This is a genomic window from Rhizobium sp. NZLR11, from assembly GCF_019685115.1.
Classification (GTDB): domain Bacteria; phylum Pseudomonadota; class Alphaproteobacteria; order Rhizobiales; family Rhizobiaceae; genus Rhizobium.
This window is the reverse complement of sequence record NZ_JABDWD010000001.1, coordinates 87,324-106,791: the sequence shown is the minus strand read 5'-3', so window position 1 is coordinate 106,791 and position 19,468 is coordinate 87,324. Positions and strand designations below refer to the sequence as shown.

The following is a 19,468-nucleotide window of genomic DNA, read 5'->3' as shown; positions in this document are numbered from 1 at the left end:
TTAAGGTACGTTGGCTTCCGAAGCTGCCGTCCCGGTCTGATCGAAATCGCCGATCAGCGTTCGCAGGGCTTCTTCCCTGCCGTTGAAAAGATTGTCGGCTCCGATCGCCTTGATGACGCCGGCGCGTTCGAGAATGCCGCGGCTCTCTTCGCTGAGGTCAGCAATCGCGAAGATGATGTTCCGCTGCGCAAGGAGCTCGGCCACGGCCTCCAGTGCCGTTGCGCCGGTGCTGTCGATATGCGTGATCGCGCTCGCATCCAGCACGAGGCATCTGGTCCCGACAGCGAGCTCCTTTGCCACCGATGTCAGCCGCATGCGCAGGTAGTCGGCGTTGTAAAACAGAATGCTGCCCTGAATGGCAAAGACGGCCGCGCCCTCGACCGAGCGGGCTTCCGGAAACCGGCGAAGATCAAAGAAGCCATGCCGTCCCTCGATGCGGCCGAGAAGACCGTCGCGCGGGAACATCGTCTGACGCAGCAGATAGGCGAAAGTCGCCGCAACAGCGACGACCACGCCGTTGAGGACCCCAAAGCTGATCGCACCCCACATGGCGATCAGCGCAAAGATGAATTCCATCCGGCTGACACGCCAGATCTTCTTCAGTTCGTGAACATCGATGAGGCTGATCGCCGCCGTTGCAAGGATTGCCGCCAGCGCCGGAATGGGAAGTATCCGCAAGGCACTGTGAAGGAAAACAAGAGCGGCAATCAGGGTCGCTGCCGATACCAGTCCCGCGGCCTGCGAGACGCCGCCCGTCGACAGGTTTATCGCGGTTCGCGAATCCGAAACGCTGACCGGAAACGAGCCGAAGAGGGCGGGTGCAATATTGGCAGCACCAAGTCCGATCAATTCCTGATTGGCGTCGACCTCCTCTCCGGTTCGCGAAGCGAAGCTTCTTGCCGCGACGATGCCGGCGCCGAAGCTGACGAGAAAGATGGCGGCTGAACCGAGCACGATCTTATCGAGAGGCATCCGATGCAATGCGGGCAGGGACAGGCTCGGCAGCCCGCTCGGGATGTCACCGACAACCGCGATACCCCGGCCTTGGAAGTCGAAGATCGCAGAGAGAACAACCGAGAGGACGACCACCAGAACAGGGCCCGGAACTCTGAAATGGAAGGCCCGGACGACCCATAACAACGCGAACATGATGAGGCCGAGAAGGAGCGAAGGCCAATGGATCAGACTGCTCTTGGCGAGGAGCTCGACGAGTGGCGGGATCAACCCATCCGATTCAATCTTGAGCCCTGTGAAGCGGCCGATTTGTCCGACAAGGATCGACAGCGACACGCCGGCGAAGAACCCCACCAGAATGGGACGCGACAGAAAGCTCGCGAGAACACCGAGCCTCAACAACCTTGCAGCAATGCAGCAGACACCGACACCGAGGGCAAGGGCCGACGCGATGGCGATCCTGTCGGTATCGGTCGCCGCCGGTCCAGTTGCGATGATCGCACCCATGGCGGCCGCCAGCACGGTCATGGTCGCGGCGTCGGGCCCGACGACCAAGAGCCGGGAAGGTCCAAAGATCGCATAGGCGATCGGCGCGACGATGCTGGCATAGATGCCCGTCTCAGGGGGCAAACCGGCGATGGCGGGGTAGGCGATGGCGCTCGGCAAACCAACGGCTGCGATCGACAGGCCGGCCGGAATGTCACTGCGGAGCCAGGCTCTGTTGAAGCCGGCAAGGCCCCGCAACATGGGAAGACTTCCTATCACCACTGGCTCCTTATCCCTTGCCGTTGGCCCTTGCCCGCTCGGCGCGCGTCGGATCTTGGTATTGCGGCGCAAACCGACGCAGGGTTTCTGCGGGACATGCCGTTAGTGTTCGAGGAACACGAAGTTCATCCAGCTGCTCATCCGCAACAGGACCTTGCGAAGGACTGCGACGTGGTGCCAATGGTGGGTGTAGACCGCGACATCGGCGACGACGCCGCCCGGTAGTTGATAATCGTCTGTGTTTTCGAGCAACTCGATCTGAGCCAGCGTTTGCCCGGGCGATATGCGCTCGGGCGATTGCGGATCGATCAGCGCACCGCTCGGCTGGAGTTGGCCCTGTGCCATCACATCGATGACCCCCTGCACCCGGGCCTTGAATATCTTGCCGGGCACGGCTCTGAAGGAGACCTCCGCTTCATCGCCGACGCGCACTCGCTGCAGCGAGTTCTGGATGAAAGCTGCCGCCAGCATGCGGTCCTGGCTGTCGATGAAGACCATGACCGGCCGCAAGGGCAGAGGGTTGGCCATCATTCCGGGGCGGAGGAAAACCTGCGTGACGTAGCCATCGGTCGGAGCCCGCACGACCGTCTGGTCGAGTTCGTATTCGGCGTTGTTCAATTCCGCTTGCAGCCTTGCAACTGTCGGGTTGGTTCCGTTGATCTCTGACTCATAGGCAAGTCTCGCCTGCACTGCTTGGGCGATGGCCGTGTCGACCGCAGCCTGCGAAGTCAGGTAGATGCCGCGCCGGTTCTCGACCTCAAGTTCGGAAAAGACGGCGCCCTTGCCGCTCGACTTCGCATTCTCGTTCGACTGCTGGAATTTCTCAAAGGCCTGCTGCGACCTGTCCCTCGAGGCCTCTGCGCCCGTGACCCCTGAATTGGCTGCATCCATGGCCGCTTTCAATTGCAGGACGGACTGCTTGGCTTCGGCGAGCGCGGCATTCTTCTGATCGACGGTGAACTGGTAGGGCCTCGGATCTATGCGAAAAAGAATGTCGCCTTTTTTCAACGGCGCATTCGCTGTCACCGGGACCTCGACGACCTGGCCTCCGACGACGGGAATGACCGGAGCCGAGGTGAAGTAGATGCGACCGTCGCCTGAATAGGGATGGTTGTAGCTCATCAGCAGCAGCAGGGTAGAAATGAGGAAGATCCCTCCAAGGACCGCGGTTGCGAGCGTCCACTGGTTCACAGGGATCCTGAATATTTTAAAGACTGCCCAGCAGATCGCGGCGTAGGTGAGTATGAGGAGCAGATCCATCAGGCGTTCTCCTTCTCCGGCGTCTTTGTCTCGAGCTCGGCGATTCTTGCATGGAGACGAGCAATTTCCGCATTCGCCTCAGCTTCCGCCGATAACTTTCCGTCCTGCCGGATGCCCCAGCCCCTGTCTTCGCGGTAAAGCGTTGCCCAAATGAACAGAAACGGCCAGATCACGTGGAGCGTGAAGAGGCTGACCCATCCTGCAACGTGTATCGCGTCCTGATGGGGGTGGTTTCGTGCCTTGGCCATCAGGTGGGGAATGTCGTGAATTGCAATCACGGCGTAGAAAAGGGTGACCACGACGAAGACCAAGACGCCCAAGGCAAAATAGTCGAGAAACACGGATCCCCCTTCTGGCTTGGTCTGCCCGAGCCATCTTGATCGCAAGCGAGGATTGGATAGTAGGCCCCTTTCGGCGCAAAGACCCGTAGCATCGCGTAATCTCTATCGGGGCGTCCCCAGCCGATCTGCCTGAGTGGATTGCCGGAGTGGGACGGAAAAACGCCGGATAGGCAGATGCATCCCGTTCCATGGCTTGGTTGTCGAATGCGCAAATCGATTCGAGCGCCGGCGAGCGTAGGATCGCGTATTTTACGTCTTGAGGCGGTTCGCCTGATATATAGTTCCGTATCTGCTGGCGCAGTTCGGTGGCGGGGGCGGAGATGGTGTCGGGAGAAAGTGGTTCGACATATTTGTCCGCCCTCGAAGCGGCAGAAGCTCATTTTCCCGACCAGGCAAGGCTCGTGCAGCGACTTTTCTACGTAAACGAGGCCTTTCACAGCATGTGCGAGGATCTCGCTGCGGCGGCGCAGGCATTGGCGCATGTCGAACAGCTGTCTGACGCCGTAAGGGAGGCGCGGCGGCTGGAATATGCAGGCTTGGTCGACGCATTGCTGAAAGAGATGAGGGAAGCGATAGCACAATCGAAAATTGTGATGCTCAGGCGGACGCCAGTTAGTCCGAAACTGCGGTGAACGCTTCTGCCATTCAACGATTAAAGGGAGGTCCTTGTGCGATGAATAGAGTTTCCCGCAAGCTGCTGGTTGGGTTGTCGACCTTGGCGATCATCGCGTTGCAGCCGGCACTTCCTGTCAGAGCGCAGGCTCCTGCACCAGCTGCGGCGCCCAACCAGGCGGATGCAGAACAGTCCACGGCGACACTCCTTTCAGACGATGAACTTGAAGTGCTCGTGGCGCGGATCGCGCTCTATCCGGACGAACTGGTCGCGGCGATTTCGGCCGCCTCGCTGTTTCCCTTGCAGATCATCGAAGCCCAGCGTTTTCTGGATACGAAAAAGAAGAATGCCGACCTCAAGCCCAAAAGCGACTGGGACGGCAGCGTCGTCTCGTTGCTCAACTACCCCGATATCGTCAAGATGATGAGCGAGGATCTCGATTGGACCCAATCGCTTGCCGATGCGCTCACCAATCAGCAGAAGGATGTGCTGATTGCCATTCAGCAACTTCGCGACGAAGCGGTGGCAAAAAACATCATCAAGACGGATGACAAGGTGACGGTCGTTACGGAAAACGACAATGTCATCATCCGTCCGACCGATCCGGAAAAAATCTATATCCCGCAATATCCGCCGGAGATGCTTTACGAGCCGGGCTATGCTTCTGAACCGATCTCCTACTATCCGGAGCCGTACGACAATTATTACTATCCCGGAGCCGCTTTCTTTGCCGGCGCGGTAACCGGGGTCGCCTTTGCCGCCATCGTGAACTGGGACGACTGGGGTGTGTGGGGAGGTCGCTGGGGCGGTGGTGACGTCGACATCGACTGCAACAATTGCCTGAACGGTCGAAATTTCAACGGGAAGATGAAGTTTAACGATGTCGATTGGTCGAATGTCGACCGCAGCAAAATGAGCATCGGCAAGGACCAACTTGCCAAGCTGGACCGTTCGTCGATCAAATCCGGATTGCAGGCCGACAATCGCAATCAGTTGCGCAACAGAGCGTCCGAAATAAATGCAAGCCAGAGGACGGGCACGCGTGATGTCGGCGCCCGCGCCGACGATATCCGGAAGGGAACGGTGCAGGGGCTGAAGGAAAAGCCGCGACCCGGAGCGCCGAACGCGGCCAATCGTCCGGGGGCGTCACGCCCCGACGCGCGCCCCGCGAAGTCGGCCAATCGCCCGAACAAGCCGGCCGCAAGGCCTGCGCAGAAAGCCAAAAAACCGCAAATGGCCGCCAGGTCCGACAATCGCAACCGGCAGCCGAGTGCGCTTGGCAATGTCCAATCCGGCCGCCGGGAAGCGGTTTCTTCGAAGCGGGGTGCGCAGAGCATGGGCGGCCAACAGCGCTCTGCGCCGCGCGCCGCGCCACAGCGCTCCCGCCCTCCAGTATCCCACGGTGGTGGCCGTGGTGGCGGTGGCCGTGGTGGTGGTGGCGGCGGTGGCCGTGGCGGCGGCGGCCGGCGATAAATGTCTTCCTTCCAAAATTGCCGGAGTTATATGATGAGAACTCAATCACCCTTGATCCTGCTTATGCTTTCTACCGCGCTCTGCGTTTCCGCGACCCCGTCAGTGTCGCGGATGCAGACTGATCTCACCGAGTTTGCGGCGGAAGGTCCGACGCCGTCGTTTGGCACGCCGGCCGAGGTTCTCGATCGGCTGAAGGCAGCGCTGGCTAACAACGATGTCGACGGGTTCGCAGGTCTTCTCGGCCTGAAGGCGGACAAGCTGCGGTCCAGCAACGAGGCGATGATCACCTATGGGCTGATCCGCGAAGGCGCTGCACGGCAGATCATCCTGGAGGATCTCGGTGGACGGAAGTTCGTCGCGATCGGCGACCGGCTTTGGCCTTTGCCCTTCCCGCTGACCGAAAAGGACGGGAAATGGTCCTTTGACACCCAGGGCGGCCTTCAGGAGATCATCAATCGCCGGATCGGCGAAAACGAACTCGCGACGATCGACACCATGCACGAATATGTCGCGGCTCAGTATCAATATGCGTCCGAGGACCGAGATGGCGATGGCATTTACGAGTTCGCGAAAAAATTGATTAGCAGTCCGGGCAAGCTGGACGGCCTGTATTGGGACCCGAGCGTCTTTGGCGAAGAAAGCCCGGCAAGCGCCTTGGTCGAGACGGCTGCCTTCGGCGCCGCCAAACGCGGCGAAGGTTATTTCGGATACCGCTATCGCATCCTGACCGCCCAGGGTGACAATGTGCTGGGCGGTAAACAAAGTTACGTCGTCAACGGCTATATGACCGCCGGCTTTGCGTTGCTCGCCTGGCCCGTCGCATATCGGGTGACCGGCGTGGAGACATTTATCATCAACGGGGCGAGTGTCATCTATCAGCGCGACCTCGGTCCGCAAACGGAACAGCGCGCCGCGGCGATCAAGGAATTCAATCCGGACGCCAACTGGACGGTTGTCAGCGAGTAGATCCAAGAGCGTGTCGCCCGAAAACTGTGAGTATTTTCGCGCGACTTCATCCTTGCCCTCTCATTGGAAACAGGATTCAGACTTGGCCGACCCGGCCTACAATAATCCTGTTCTAGCGGTGACGCCTTGCGCCCGGGAGGGAAGGTCCAGGGCAGCGGCCATGGCGCGGTTGGAGTAGCGCTTAATGCCTGTGACTTCTTGCCCAAGCCAACTCGGCAGGTCTGGGCGATCATCTTCGCTTGCCATTTCTATCTCGGCGAGCGTCAATCCCTCATAGAGCCCAGCAAAGACGTCTATGGTCCAGCTTCTTCCGTGGTGGAGGACTTGGTAACGCGTCTTTTCAATGACGTGGCCGGTGGCATGGAGGAGCAGGTCGCGTGCCTCTTCAACGGGGATCTCGTACTCGTATTCCTCCTTTGAGAGCTCAGCTATGCGGAACTTGATCGTCAGGCACGCACAATGCCCGTCGATCAGGCGGACGCGTATCGAACTCTCGTCGCGGGACAGGTAAGCCTGCTGCAGGACATGCGAATTGCCGGCGCTGTCGCGCCAACTATTATCGCGGATCAGGAACTTGCGTTCGATCTCGGTCGCTTTCAAGTGATGTTCCTCCGCCCCGACCAGCGGCTCCTGCGGTCAGTCGACAGGCGGCTCCCAAGTGAGGAAGAAGCCGACATCTCCAGGCATGCCGTCCGGGAAGCTGATGATCATGGCCTTCAGCCCGTAGCCCTGCGGCCTCGCAACCTGCTCGAAGAGTTCGAGGAGTTCCTTTGCCTTCCCCTGCAGGGTCTTCTGCCATCCGGGTAGGTTGTTATTGATGGCGCGGCCGCTGTCCGAGCAGAATGTCGACGGGAAACTGTAGATCAGCGCCTCGTATTTGCCGTCTGCGGCGGCTTTCATCACCAGCCGCTTGATAACGGTGCGTTCTGCTTCGCCGATACTTTTTCGAAAAAAATCCTCGACGAAATCCGCATGTTTTTTTGCTTCACGCGCCTTGATCTTGTCGCTACGGTCCATCTCGAGAAGCTGAAGCTCCAGAGCACGTTTGCGCAATTCCTCCGCGCTTGTCATGGGATGCGGGGTCGAGGGCTCAGTCATGGCAGCTTCCTCCAGAATATCCGGTGATGATAGGGGGAGCTGGGGCATTAAGGCAGTAAAATACATGTCGGCTGTGGTAGAATACGGTATCTTACGCTGGGATTTCTGTGACGTCATACCTCATCTGACTATTGCGCGAATCCCTTTGGCCATTATTGGGCTGCTCGGTTGGGTCGGGATTGCCGTTACGCCAGGCTGAGATTAGTGTTGGGCAGCATACTGCAGGTTGTTGGAAATCGGAATCCGGGGGGCCTGATGACGAGTGCAGGCATTAACAGGAGCATCGCTTCGCAAGACGAGGTGCATCAGCAACTCGAGCGTATTCTTGCCAGCCGGGAGTTTCGCCTCCCGGAACGGGCGAGAAGATTCCTCGAATTCGTGGTGATCGAAACGCTTGCAGGCCGCCGCGAATACCTGAAAGCGTTTACCGTTGCACAAGCCGTTTTTGGCAGGGATGCTAAATTCGATGCCCAACAGGATCCATGTGTCCGGATCGAAGCAGGGCGGCTGAGACGCGAGCTGGAACACTATTACCTGACCGATGGCGGCGCTGATCGGGTTATCATCACAATTCCCAAGGGCGGATACGCGCCAGTCTTCGAAGTCAACCCCGATGCTGAACTGATCGAGATGTTGCCGGTCGAGCAGCCTCTTCGCTCGGCGTTCTCAGGCGACGACGGCGAGCAGGCCAAAGCGGCGGCAGACGAGATCGGCGAGGTGCGCCGACACGTATCGAGGCGGCATTGGCTTCTCGTAGCAGGCGCGGTGATTGTCTTCGCCGCGGCAGTGGGCATATTTCAGCAAGTGGGGTCGCCGCGCTCGGATCATGGGGCCGCACAGGGAGCCGATACCCGCCCCAGCATTATCGTCGAGCGTCTTGACGCGTCGTCCGGGGGGGCGCCCGCGACCGATATCGCTCGGGGCATGACCGACGACATCATCGAGAAGATGGTCCGCTTCAATGAAATCATTGTGGTCACCGCCATGCCGCGAAATAACGGCGTCCCTTCGTCACAGCCGCTCTACGCCCTCCAGGGAAGTGTGGAGCTCGAAGGCAACCGGCTGCGGTCAATCGTAAGGCTCGTGCGGCGGGCGGACGCGGCGGTCATCTGGGCAAGTAACTATGATGTGGACACGAAAGTGCAAGGCATTCCAGAAGCCCAAGCAAGCCTCGCTGGGGACATAGCCACGGCGGTCGCGCGCCCATTCGGGGTGATGTTCCAGAGCGATACCGCAACCATCGCCGGAAGCGCAGATTCTTTTTCATGCATTCTGTCCTATTACAGCTACCGTAGCGAAATGACGGTGCAGGCCCTTGAGGTGGCAAAACATTGCCTGCAAGCGGCGGTGGAAAAAGCGCCTGCCGATTCCAATGTTGCGGCGCTGCTTTCGCTGATAAATCTCGACGAGTTCCGCTTTTCATACCAGCTTCACACGAAACCGACCGCTGCGACGCTTGGCGTCGCGAAGGCGCTTGCCCAACTGGCGGTGCGGCTCGATCCGAAGAATGCGCGTGCGCATCAAGCGCTGATGCTTGCCGACTTTTTCGGCAAGGATCAGGCTGGGGCTTTAGATGCCGGCGCCGCTGCCTATGCCAGCAACCCGAACGATACCGAAGTGGTCGGTGAATATGGCTTGCGCCTTTCAATGTCGGGGGAGTGGGATAGAGGCTGCGGATTGATTTCCGAGGCTGTCGGGAAAAATGCCGGTCCGCGCGGATATTACGAGGTTGGAATGGCGCTGTGCGCTTTCATGCGGGGCGATTTGCAAGCTGCCGAACTATGGTCGCACATGTCGGACCTCAACTACAATCCGATGCATCGTCTCGTATTGCTTTCGATTCTCGGGGCGCTTGGAAAGAAACAGGAGGCCCAAGAGCAACTGGAATGGATCAAGAGCAAATCACCTGCATTGATCTCGAACGTCAGGCCCGAAGTCGTCACACGGCTGGCGCGGACCGAAGATCAAGAGCGGTTTCTCGCAGGAATAGAGGCCGCCGGCCTGTCCATGCCAAACGACAAGACGCCGAAGGAATGACGGATTCAATCAGCCGCCGTGCCTGAGCGGATGGCCCAAGTTGCCCGATGAGCGCCTGCCTCCTCGGCTGAGGTCAATCGTTGTGCGTCACCGGTCGAAACTCCTTCTCCACGATAAAGATTCGACGAGCGCACACTGGTCAGGGTGCTGTCTGAGCAAAGCGAAGACATCCCAACTGACTTTCCAGGGCAAGCATGAATGAGACGTACACGGCGTTCGACCGCAGCCCGCAAAAAACAACTCGGCTCTTACCAACTAACGCGGTCGCTTGGTTTACTCGGCGTCCTCGTTCGCCCTGGGAAACAGTTCAAGCACATTTGACCCGTTCGAGGACGCTGGAGTGCCTGGCTTTCGGCGTCGCGAACCGCTTTGTCCAGCCTTTTGAATAGCTGAAACGAGCCCTTCGCGCTGGCGATAATAGTCGGGCTTGGCAGGCAGAGTCAGGTCGAACTCTTTTAGCATACGCTCAATGATGTCCATCGCTTCAGCCGCGAGATTAGCATAACCTTCTTGGCGTCGCTCGAAGAAGCCACCGTATCTCGGCTTGGAAAGGTCGAGACTATCCAAGGCGTATGAGAGGTTTTTCACGCGGTTCGACAGCCACAGAATTTCGTCCGAAAGCTCGGCATCGAAAATGTTCCAATTGGCGTTCGCTGGTAGCACAAGGGTCGGATCTGGAACGTGGAACACGAATTCGCCTTCATCAATAGGATTGAATTCGGGCATGTCGTGAACGGCAGCATAGCTGGCTCCGACAAAGTCATCTAGCGCCAGCACCGTCATCATCGCGAGGTTTCTCGTTTCGGCCTTTGGGCGCCGGTTGATTCCCGTCTTCACAAGTCGAATGACGTTCGGAAGCAAGGAACCAGCAGCTAAACTGCCAGCGCCTATGAACGCTCCCATTGCCATGATCCCTTGAGTGGTTTCGAAGAACTGCGTCAATAGTCACCTCGTTGAATAGGAGATGTGAATTGCGTCAAGCAGCAGACGCTGACGGAATCCGCACTTTCCGTTCCAGTTTGCCTTGAACTGAAATGATAGGGAACTCGGTTTCGCCGGAATGCTCTCCATCGAGCGTGACGACCTCAGTTCCGTTGAAGCCTTGGCAATGAGCTGTTGGTCCAACGATCAATCAGCATCTCAAATGAGATCGAGCGGCTTAGCTTTCAAGGACCTCCCGATAATCGGGCCTCGAACGATTTAGCGATTATGGCAAATCGACTAGTCGGACGCGCTCGGAGGGATCGCCCTCGTCTGTCTCGGCTGCAACTCGAACCACATTCTTCGTCCGAGCGAGATCCCGGTGATGGCCGCGACTCTAGCGAGAGGTGGATTTGGACATGAACCAGGCCTTGGCTGCAGGAGCGGCAGGCGGCGTTTGACGGAGGTGCCCTTGATGACAGCCGTGCTGGTGACGGCGTGTTCAGAGAGAGCTTCAAGAACATCGTCCATTTGCTCGATCGAATGGACGACCAAGCCGGCGAGGAAAGGATCGTCACCGGTGATCTTGTCGCATTCGATAAATTCCGGCCGCTCCTGAATGAGTCTTTCGGCAAGATGAAGTTTGCCGGGGAGAGGCCTGATCCTCACCATCGCCCGGATCTGATAGCCGATCGCGCGCGTGTCCACATCGACCGTGAAACCCCGGATAACTCCGGTTGCCTCCAGCCTGCGAACACGCTCCGAAACGCTTGGCGCGGCCATGCCGATGAGGCGGGCAAGCTCGCTCATCGATAAGCGGGCATCCGAATCGAGCGCGGCCAGAATACGTGCGTCAACCTGGTCCTGTTGCCGCTAGCTTCCTTCGAGCTTACACGGCCTGCACATTCTGGTCCTTCGGCAGCGAGATCGTCATCGCCGCGGCGGCGGCGGCCGTAACTGCAACGGCGAGATAGATGCCGCTGAAACTCTCCGTCGATGTCTTGATCACGCCGCCAAAGAAGTTCCCTGTAGTGCCGCCGATGCCTTGGAACACGGTGCAGATGCCTAAGACAGTCACCGCGACGCGGGGCGTGGCGCGATGTGAGACATAGGCCGGCAGCAGGCCATAGATCGGATAAAAGCCCAGCGAAAAGAAGATGCCTGACAGGATCGAGAGTTCCATCGATGGATCGAGGACCACGAGGGCGCCGGCGGCAAGGAAGCTTGAGTAACAGGTAAGCATGGCATAGCGCGATCCGAGACGCGACGATATTGTGCCAATGGCGAAGCCTGCGCTGATCCCCACCGCCCCGATCGTTGCCCAGAGCCATGAGGCAAAGCCGACGGAATAGCCGAGTTCCTCGCGCAGGAACGGCGAGAGATAGGTGAGATAGGGATATGGCATCAGGCCGTTGATGAAGCCGAGCGCGAAGATCAGCGTCACCCATGGCATGATGGAGCGCAGGCTTGCTGAACCGCCGGCAGTTGGCGCGAGCGTTTCGTCACTTGTCCCGCTGTCGAAGAGGCCGGCCCGCCCGAAGAGAATGTGGGTGACAACGGCCAGTGCGATCGTGGCCGCGCCTGTGAGGGACCAGACCATCTGCCAGTGACCGCTTCCGGCGTATGCCGCCACGAGTGCGCTGTTGATGAGGACGCCAAAGGCCGGGGCGCTGGAGATCAGGCTCATGGCAAAGCCGCGCTGTTCTGCTCTTACCACCCGCGAGGCGAGATTAATCATCGGCACGAAAGTCGATGCGCCCGTCGCGCCGGCGACCATCAGCAGGCCGGCAACCACATAGAGATTGTCGATGATGGGGATGCCCGACAGGCAGAGCCCGCAGAGCGACACGGACGCCACCACCGTCCGTGCAGCACCGATGCGATGGACGAGCCAGGTACCGAGCACGGCGAATGCCACCGTGGAAAACTGGACTAGGCCGGTGACCGTGCCGACGAACGCATAGTCGAAGGCAAGATCTTTCCGCATGTCTGGGATGATCTGAGGAAAAAGGCTGAGGCCGAAGCCGTAACACGTGCCGACGCAGGCGATCATGACGGCCACGAGAACATTACCTGGGATACGCACGCTAGTCATCATGATCGGCCTCTGTTGGCAACCGGGTNTACCGAGCACGGCGAATGCCACCGTGGAAAACTGGACTAGGCCGGTGACCGTGCCGACGAACGCATAGTCGAAGGCAAGATCTTTCCGCATGTCTGGGATGATCTGAGGAAAAAGGCTGAGGCCGAAGCCGTAACACGTGCCGACGCAGGCGATCATGACGGCCACGAGAACATTACCTGGGATACGCACGCTAGTCATCATGATCGGCCTCTGTTGGCAACCGGGTTCACGCTCCCGCTCGACGCGATGATCATCTAGCATGGGCAGCCGGCGGACTGTCGGGTCTGCGACGATGGGAGGGAGGTCGTGGGTCGGCATCGAATAATTGATCCCAGTCGCGCAGATCTGCTTGACCCCAAAAAATGCCATTCATTGCAACTTGCGCACCTGACCAAACGTGCCGCACGCGTTCGGAAGGTTCATCTCGCCGCCATCCTTGCAACGAGATCGCTGAACCTTAGAATGATTGACTTATTTGAGCCTAGGCTGCCGGCTCCGTGATGTCCATTCGTGTCGAGATTTCACCCAACTTTGCATTTCATCGCGACCCTGCGGAGACGCCGATATCGCAAATTCGTCAATGCGTTCTCAGCCACTGAATGGATCAGCCTCAAATGCAAGTCTAAGTCAAAGCGTTGTGAAACTGAACCACCTCTGGCGCCTTGCAGCGGTTCAGGGCATCCTATGATGGCTGAAAATTGTGTTTATGGCAGTTGGAGGAAGGCCGATGCGCTGCTTTACCGTGCTTGGACCCTCGCAGACCGGAAAATCGACAGTCGTGGAAAAACTCGGCTCCCTGGAGGGGACGCCGAGAAAATCCAGCTCCCCTTATGGATTGAACCTCACAGAATTCACCTTCGGAAACGAGGCGTGGTGTGCACTGGATGCGCCAGGCCCCAACGAAGCGTTGGCGCATGCGCAGCACGCACTTCTTGCCAGCGACGCCTGCATACTGTGCGTTTCATCGGCACCCGCGCAGGCTGTGCTCGCCGCGCCCTATCTGCGGATAATCGAAGCCTCGGGGACGCCTTGCATCCTCTTCGTCAACCGGATGGACGAGCCGATAGGGCGGTTGAGGGACGTGATCGCCGCGCTTCAAGACTACGCCAACCACATCCTTTTGCTTCGCCAGATCCCGATCCGCGAGGGGGACAGGATCATTGGCAGTTGCGATCTGATTTCGGAACGGGCGTGGCGATACCGGGAAGGCCAGACGTCGGCGCTGATCGCAATCCCCGAAAGCACTGCCGAACGCGAGCACGAGGCGCGCACCGAGCTCCTGGAACAACTGTGCGAATTTGATGACTGGCTTCTCGAGGAACTGATCGAGGACCACGAGCCATCCAGTGATGCGCTCTATGCCATTTCATCACGGGTTCTCAGGGAAAACAGAATTATCCCGGTCCTGATCGGTGCTGCAAGTCACGGCAACGGCATGACGAGGCTGATGAAGGCGCTGCGCCACGAGGCGCCGCCGGTAGGGGTTCTTCGGCAGCGTCTCGCTCATATGGGAACTGTCGATGAAGGCAAGCTGGTGGCCGTAAGCTTCCATGCCTATCATCGCCAGAATGTCGGCAAGACGGTGCTCGTGCGCGCACTTGGCGAGGGACTGCGGCAAGGCGCATCACTGGGCGGCTCCAGCCTCGGCGCCGTACAAAATCTCGCAAACGGGCGGTCCAATTCGGCGGTTCTGCCTGCGCCGGGGGATGTCTTCGCGACGGTCAAGACCGACCACCTGCCCGTCCCTTCGCTGTTGACCTCCGGCGCGGTGGTCGCCCCGCCTGAGTGGACGGAACCACCCACGCCGATGCTTGAAAGGATCCTAATTCCGGGCAGCGAGCGCGATGAAAACAAACTTTCCGCAACGCTGGCGAAACTTTCCGAGACGGATCGCGGTCTGAAAGTCTTGCAGGAGGAAGGCACGGGCGCTCAACTCGTCCGCGCCCAAGGGCCGATGCATCTGCGTGATCTCTGCCGAACGCTGTCCGATGTCTTTCATATCTCCGTGACCGACCGAACGCCCAGCCCAATCTACCGCGAGACGATCACGAAACCATCGGAGGTTCATTACCGCCATCGCAAACAGACCGGCGGTGCCGGGCAATTCGCGGATGTGAAGTTGAGCATTCACCCCAACGAGCGCGGCCAGGGCTTCACCTTTGGCGAAACCATCAAGGGCGGCGCCGTCCCGCGCAATTACATCCCCGCCGTCGAAGCGGGCGCGCGCGAAGCGATGGAGAAAGGACCGCTGGGCTTCGAAGTCATCGATGTCGGCGTAACGCTGTTAGATGGTCAGCACCATACCGTCGACAGTTCGGAGCACGCCTTCCGGACTGCGTCGAAAATGGGGGTGCGACAGGCGCTTTCCGAAGGATCGACCGTCTTGATGCAGCCGGTCTTCCGCAGCGAGTTCCACATCCCGTCGGTCTATTCAGGCAGCCTTGTCCAGATCGTCGCCGCTCTCAATGGTCAGGTTCTCGGCTTCGACCGTGATGAAACCGCCAAGGGATGGGACATCTTCCGGGCGCTCGTTCCGGGCGGCGCACATAACGATCTGGCGCGGGCGCTGCGCTCGGCGACGCAGGGCATCGGTTATTTTTCCAAAACCTTCGATCACTTCGAGGAACTATACGGCAAGGAAGCGGACGCCATTGTGAGGGCAAACGAGAAACCACGCACCGCACACTGAAACGTTCGCGCCACTTCATGCTCGTTCACAGAGCCGGGCTCACGCCCGCCCGTATGCAATAGCCGCGCGGTCTGCGGCGTAGGCGAAAGAGATCCAGCAACTTTGCACCTATGGGCGATGCAGACATTCGTTCCATGGCTACGTACGAGCCGACATGGAATTCGGTTATAACAAGATCGGGCCGGTCTTGTTCGGCTCGTACCTCAGGATCGCGTTGCTGGTGAACTCGCTGCCGTAGCATGGATTTGCACTACATTGCACCGGGCAAACCGATTCAGAACGCCTTCATGGAGGGTTTTCCTTGGTGTAGAACCATTGGTCGATCTCGCCGTCGAAATAGAGGTCGGCGGTCTTCTTTGCCTCAAGCGGCCCTGGACATGGCGTTTGATCAAAAGTCACGAGGATAAAGCGCCCAATCGTTCCATCGGACGCGTCTGATGTCGACGGACGCGGAACGAATGAGTCCCTGTCGCTCGTGGCTTTCGGAATTTACATGGCGCCCATGCTCTTCATGGCCTTGTCCATGTGCATGCTGCACGACTTCATCTTGTGCGCCTTCATTGAGGACTCGGCCATCATCATCTCGCTCATGGCCGACTTCTTCATCTTCATGTCGGTCATGCCATCGATCTTCTTGTGCAGGGACATCATCGAGGCGTCGTCACACTTGGACATCGCCATTGTGGCCGAATGGGCGGGAAGAGTCGCAGCCGTCATTAGAACTGCGGCGGCAAGGGCTGACTTGAACATGGTATTCTCCTTTGCGGTGCGGTTAATTCTGCATATAGAAAGCAATGAGGTAACCGTTCATGAGAAATAAACGCAATACAAAATATTAATCCATCGATATAATAGTAACAAAAGAAAAATGGCTTTTTTACAGCCTTAATTTTCCCGGATTTATAAACCGAAGTCCAAATACACGGGCATAATCACGATTAGAATCGCTTTTCTTTTCCTGGTACATATTTCTAATTAGGGTGGATTTTGCATAAGTCAGTCGTCAGTCGGTCGTCGCCGATAGGATTGTCCCTCCATGATCGCCTTGAACGAGGATGGCGGTCTTCAATCGGCCGGGTTCCGGCGCGAACCGGTAGGAAGTTGGTTGGCCATTCCAACCGCCAAGACGCACGAGATCATGAACGACGTGGATATGCGGCAACGTTGTGCCGCTGTTTTCACCGCGCGCCACAGGCACCTCGACGAGATTGGGATCGTAGCGGACAAGCCAGATGTCAGCCTCTGACTTCGGGGAAGGGCCGCTGCCCACCGAAACCTCATTCTTGCCGAGAGATAGCGATGGAGACGTCAGTGGCATTGCGCCCGAAATCAGTCGATTGATTTCGGATAATTCGTTTCCAACAGTCGTTGTTGTCCCGTTGACAACCACCTGCGGCGTGTAGGATCCGGATTGGCGAAGGCGGGGCTCATAATCGGCCTGGCGATCCGTGAATTCTCGTTTTCCAAAACTGTCTTTCCATCCGAGATAGTCCCAATAAGTCACTGCAAAGCTCAAGGTGAGGACATCCTCGCGGTGGCTCAACTTTATCAGGTTGGCGTTTGCCGGCGGACAAGACGAGCAGCCTTGGCTGGTAAATAGTTCCACCACCGTCGGCGCGCGATTGGCGGCGGTCGCCAGATCTGCAAAGCCGGCGACTGACGGTAGCGCAAGGCCTGCAATGAAAATCGATTTGAGCTGCTTCATTTCTCTGCTCCCTAGTGCTTCTCTACGCACACTCGAAAGGGTCTACGCAGCAAGATCGAGATTCGTTACATGCTCGCGATTTCGTGATCGAGTGGTTGCGTTCTGTGGGACAGGCCGGGCCGTTGGTGGTTTGCATTGGACGTTGAGGTCCACAACGATACGTGCTCATCAGCAGCCAATGGCCAGGCCCCCAAAAGAGGAGGCCAGCAATTCGCTTCCTCGCTGTAATGCCGGAGAAACTTGGCACCTCCCGCGCCCGCAGTGCCTTTCGGCGTGGAAAATTGGCTCTGACTCACATTTGGTGATTTAGATGGCGAACTGCCGACATCGATCAACGGGCGGATCCAGAGGGAAGGGGATCCCGCGATCGAAGGCACAGACCGTTTGCCACAACGTCGCGTGAAAAACCCGATCCACAGGCCGGCGGTTCGATCCTCCTCAAGGCGAGCATCGCTCACTTTCGCAATGGCGCCCAATCGGAAATAGAAGATCAGCTCGCTGAACGTCGGCCTCGCGCCTTCATCTCGGTCATAGAGGCAGCCGTCGCTCCTGCCTGAAAGCAGACGTGGTCATGGGAGCGGCGTCACGTCGCTTGTGCGCCAGAAGCGGTCACAAGTGCCGAGGCTATTTCTCTTCTAGTTTTCTCGTTCTATGGAAAGGTTCAGAGTGTTCAGCTTAGGCGGAAAAAGAAATTGACCAGCGAAGAAGCCAACTCCGAAAAAGACACCGATGCGCTAGCGCTTGCGGAAAAACTTCGTGTCACGCTCGGCAGATTCGTTCGCGGCCTGAAGACGCAAGCAAATACACCGACAACCTCGCAGTCGGAAACGCTGTCGCTTCTGGATCGGGCGGGGTCGCTCAGTGTCGCCGAACTCGCAGGCCGCCGCAACGTCAGGCATCAGAGCATGCGACTGGTTACCGCTCAGTTGGAATCTGATGGACTGATCAGCAAGACACCAAATCCAGCGGACGGGCGCAGCCAGCTTCTTTCAATCACCGAGAAGGGAAAGGAGGTACTATCCCGCGCCCGCGAAGCCCGAACGTCGCAGATTGCCAACTTGATCGAGGAACGCCTGTCCGGCAAGGACAGACGAACGCTCGAAGCCGCAATCCGTGTTATCGAACGGCTGTGCTAGCTCTTCGCATCAAGCTTGGACAATGCAGCGAGCACGTTGGGCAAGGTGTTCACGCCCCAATGCTCAGCATATTTGCCGTCCTGAACTCGCACAATATCTATAACGCTAATGGAAACGTCCCGTCCCGTCGCCGGAACGCCCAGCAAAGTACCGGTGTGAACTCCGCTTATCGTCTTTCGAGTTGTGACCTTATCTCCCTCGGCGATCTGGTCATGGATCGTTACCTCCAGGTTCGATAGAGCCGGACGAAGAATATTCTGGAAGGTGTGCCACATGCTTTCCGGGCCGTTCGGCATTCCCTGCGGCGCGGCGTGATTCACAAAGTGGGGAGCCATCAAGGCATGAAATTCTGTTTCGCTCCCATTTTGAATGACCTCGATGTTGAAGCGGCGAACCACCTCTTTGCGGTCGGTAGACATGATTGATCCTTCGCACAAACGACAACATTATATACAGTGCATCTGTATATAATGTTGTGGTAGACGTTCCGCGATCCTGTAGCAAGTCATACCTGCTACAGGTGTCCACTCTGGGCGCAAAGCGGAAATGATTTCCGCTTTGCGCCTCATATCGGCCGTAGAAGTCGATCTTGACCTTGCCCGGAAGCAGACATCTGCTGTGACCGCGCTGTACGTGACGCCGCGACGCGCCTCCGAGCGCATCTCAGCAACGCCGTCAAAGGTTGTGGGTTGTGAAATGTTTACAGCTTTGCGCATCCCTCGCTTTCGTGCTCTAGATGAGTCAGCCGAGCGTGGCCACCGGCCCTGTCACCGAGGCTATGTTTGCCACCAGCCTCGTTTCGTGGCGGCCTTCTCCCAGCCGGATTCTGGCCGCGTGCTTGGAACTAATGGCGGGCGAGACTGTTTCAGACTGTAACTTTGGCATAACGCAGACGTGCCCTCCTGGCTGGGTAAGCCTCGATTTTGAGGAGACTCGCATCATGAAGATTTCGTCCAGATTTCGTTCAGTCGCGGCTGCGGTTATCGCTGCAGCAGGAATCAGCTTTGCCGGCTCCGCGCATGCCGACGGCGGTACGATCAGCTTCTCGGTCTACAAGGCTGCCTTCTTTGTGGGTGGTTCTGGAGGCGAGGGTATGCTGACCTTCCATGGTCGCCGCTATCCCGTCTCTGTCGGCGGCATCTCGGGCGGCCTCGCCTTCGGGGCTTCTAAGACCTATTTTCATGGTACCGTTCGCCATATTCGCCGCGCCCGAGATGTGACGGGGGTCTACGGTGCGGCGGGCGGTGGCGGCGCGCTCGGCAAAGGGGCCCAGGTGATCGTCATGACCAATGACAAGGGCGCCCAACTCGAACTCTCCGGCAAGCAGGTAGGCCTGCAAGTCAACGCCGATCTCAGCGGTATTGCCATCACGGTAAAGTAGGGGC

17 protein-coding genes and 1 pseudogene are annotated in these 19,468 nt (G+C 58.3%); 7 read left to right on the top strand and 11 right to left on the bottom strand.

Annotation, left to right across the window (positions count from 1 at the left end):
- The 3 genes from HJB83_RS00520 to HJB83_RS00510 all read right to left on the bottom strand — a co-directional run bounded on the left by HJB83_RS00520 (position 1) and on the right by HJB83_RS00510 (position 3,320).
- Entirely contained in the window at positions 1 to 1,701 is a 1,701-nt protein-coding gene (locus HJB83_RS00520) for a SulP family inorganic anion transporter (protein ID WP_246762909.1), read from the bottom strand.
- Positions 1,702 to 1,821: 120 nt separating this feature from the next.
- Positions 1,822 to 2,979, bottom strand: a complete 1,158-nt coding sequence (locus HJB83_RS00515) for an HlyD family secretion protein (RefSeq protein WP_207585770.1) — start codon at positions 2,977 to 2,979, stop codon at positions 1,822 to 1,824.
- On the bottom strand, positions 2,979 to 3,320 hold the full coding sequence (locus tag HJB83_RS00510) for a DUF3302 domain-containing protein (protein ID WP_207585769.1): 342 nt from the start codon (positions 3,318 to 3,320) through the stop codon (positions 2,979 to 2,981). Before HJB83_RS00510 ends, HJB83_RS00515 begins: the two co-directional genes overlap by 1 nt.
- A gap of 320 nt (positions 3,321 to 3,640) precedes the next feature.
- Here HJB83_RS00510 and HJB83_RS00505 point away from each other — a divergent pair, with 320 nt between their 5' ends.
- From HJB83_RS00505 to HJB83_RS00495, 3 genes are read left to right on the top strand one after another with little or no spacing between them, the layout of a single operon-like run.
- Positions 3,641 to 3,952: a hypothetical protein gene (locus HJB83_RS00505; protein ID WP_207585768.1), complete on the top strand. Its 312-nt coding sequence runs from the start codon at positions 3,641 to 3,643 to the stop codon at positions 3,950 to 3,952.
- Between the two features lie 41 nt (positions 3,953 to 3,993).
- Positions 3,994 to 5,406 (top strand): DUF3300 domain-containing protein, encoded by a 1,413-nt coding sequence (locus tag HJB83_RS00500; protein ID WP_207585767.1) that lies wholly within the window; start codon positions 3,994 to 3,996, stop codon positions 5,404 to 5,406.
- Between the two features lie 33 nt (positions 5,407 to 5,439).
- On the top strand, positions 5,440 to 6,372 hold the full coding sequence (locus HJB83_RS00495; RefSeq protein WP_221116257.1) for a DUF2950 domain-containing protein: 933 nt from the start codon (positions 5,440 to 5,442) through the stop codon (positions 6,370 to 6,372).
- Positions 6,373 to 6,468: 96 nt separating this feature from the next.
- On the opposite strand, the gene HJB83_RS00490 is transcribed toward HJB83_RS00495, so the two are convergent.
- Complete coding sequence (locus HJB83_RS00490) at positions 6,469 to 6,972, bottom strand: CYTH domain-containing protein (RefSeq protein WP_221131123.1); 504 nt, start codon at positions 6,970 to 6,972, stop codon at positions 6,469 to 6,471.
- 36 nt (positions 6,973 to 7,008) lie between these two features.
- Positions 7,009 to 7,470, bottom strand: coding sequence for a hypothetical protein (locus tag HJB83_RS00485; RefSeq protein WP_207585932.1), 462 nt, complete (start codon positions 7,468 to 7,470; stop codon positions 7,009 to 7,011).
- A gap of 255 nt (positions 7,471 to 7,725) precedes the next feature.
- Between HJB83_RS00485 and HJB83_RS00480 the strand changes: the two genes are divergently transcribed.
- A complete protein-coding gene (locus HJB83_RS00480) occupies positions 7,726 to 9,507 on the top strand; it encodes a hypothetical protein (protein WP_221131121.1) in 1,782 nt (593 codons plus the stop codon).
- A 273-nt stretch (positions 9,508 to 9,780) separates the two neighbouring features.
- Here HJB83_RS00480 and HJB83_RS00475 read toward each other — a convergent pair whose 3' ends face one another.
- The 3 genes and pseudogenes from HJB83_RS00475 to HJB83_RS00465 all read right to left on the bottom strand — a co-directional run bounded on the left by HJB83_RS00475 (position 9,781) and on the right by HJB83_RS00465 (position 12,751).
- The gene (locus HJB83_RS00475; protein WP_221116258.1) at positions 9,781 to 10,449 is read right to left on the bottom strand and encodes a hypothetical protein; all 669 of its coding nucleotides are present in this window, start codon (positions 10,447 to 10,449) and stop codon (positions 9,781 to 9,783) included.
- Between the two features lie 417 nt (positions 10,450 to 10,866).
- Positions 10,867 to 11,292: pseudogene (locus HJB83_RS34660) on the bottom strand (Lrp/AsnC family transcriptional regulator); the annotation flags it as partial.
- Between the two features lie 25 nt (positions 11,293 to 11,317).
- Positions 11,318 to 12,751 carry an MFS transporter gene (locus HJB83_RS00465; RefSeq protein WP_259671270.1) on the bottom strand — a complete coding sequence of 478 codons (1,434 nt, stop codon included), beginning with the start codon at positions 12,749 to 12,751 and terminating at the stop codon, positions 11,318 to 11,320.
- A gap of 529 nt (positions 12,752 to 13,280) precedes the next feature.
- Between HJB83_RS00465 and HJB83_RS00455 the strand changes: the two genes are divergently transcribed.
- Positions 13,281 to 15,242, top strand: a complete 1,962-nt coding sequence (locus HJB83_RS00455) for an elongation factor G (protein WP_221131120.1) — start codon at positions 13,281 to 13,283, stop codon at positions 15,240 to 15,242.
- 489 nt (positions 15,243 to 15,731) lie between these two features.
- On the opposite strand, the gene HJB83_RS00450 is transcribed toward HJB83_RS00455, so the two are convergent.
- Positions 15,732 to 15,992, bottom strand: coding sequence for a hypothetical protein (locus HJB83_RS00450; RefSeq protein ID WP_207583052.1), 261 nt, complete (start codon positions 15,990 to 15,992; stop codon positions 15,732 to 15,734).
- Positions 15,993 to 16,245: 253 nt separating this feature from the next.
- The gene (locus HJB83_RS00445; RefSeq protein ID WP_221117588.1) at positions 16,246 to 16,947 is read right to left on the bottom strand and encodes a thioredoxin family protein; all 702 of its coding nucleotides are present in this window, start codon (positions 16,945 to 16,947) and stop codon (positions 16,246 to 16,248) included.
- Positions 16,948 to 17,639: 692 nt separating this feature from the next.
- Between HJB83_RS00445 and HJB83_RS00440 the strand changes: the two genes are divergently transcribed.
- The gene (locus HJB83_RS00440; protein ID WP_259669391.1) at positions 17,640 to 18,083 is read left to right on the top strand and encodes a MarR family winged helix-turn-helix transcriptional regulator; all 444 of its coding nucleotides are present in this window, start codon (positions 17,640 to 17,642) and stop codon (positions 18,081 to 18,083) included.
- On the opposite strand, the gene HJB83_RS00435 is transcribed toward HJB83_RS00440, so the two are convergent.
- Complete coding sequence (locus HJB83_RS00435) at positions 18,080 to 18,502, bottom strand: ester cyclase (RefSeq protein ID WP_221117587.1); 423 nt, start codon at positions 18,500 to 18,502, stop codon at positions 18,080 to 18,082. The genes HJB83_RS00440 and HJB83_RS00435 overlap by 4 nt on opposite strands.
- Positions 18,503 to 19,023: 521 nt before the next feature.
- On the opposite strand from HJB83_RS00435, the gene HJB83_RS00430 reads away from it, so the two are divergent.
- The gene (locus HJB83_RS00430; protein WP_221117586.1) at positions 19,024 to 19,464 is read left to right on the top strand and encodes a hypothetical protein; all 441 of its coding nucleotides are present in this window, start codon (positions 19,024 to 19,026) and stop codon (positions 19,462 to 19,464) included.
- Positions 19,465 to 19,468 lie beyond the last annotated feature (4 nt).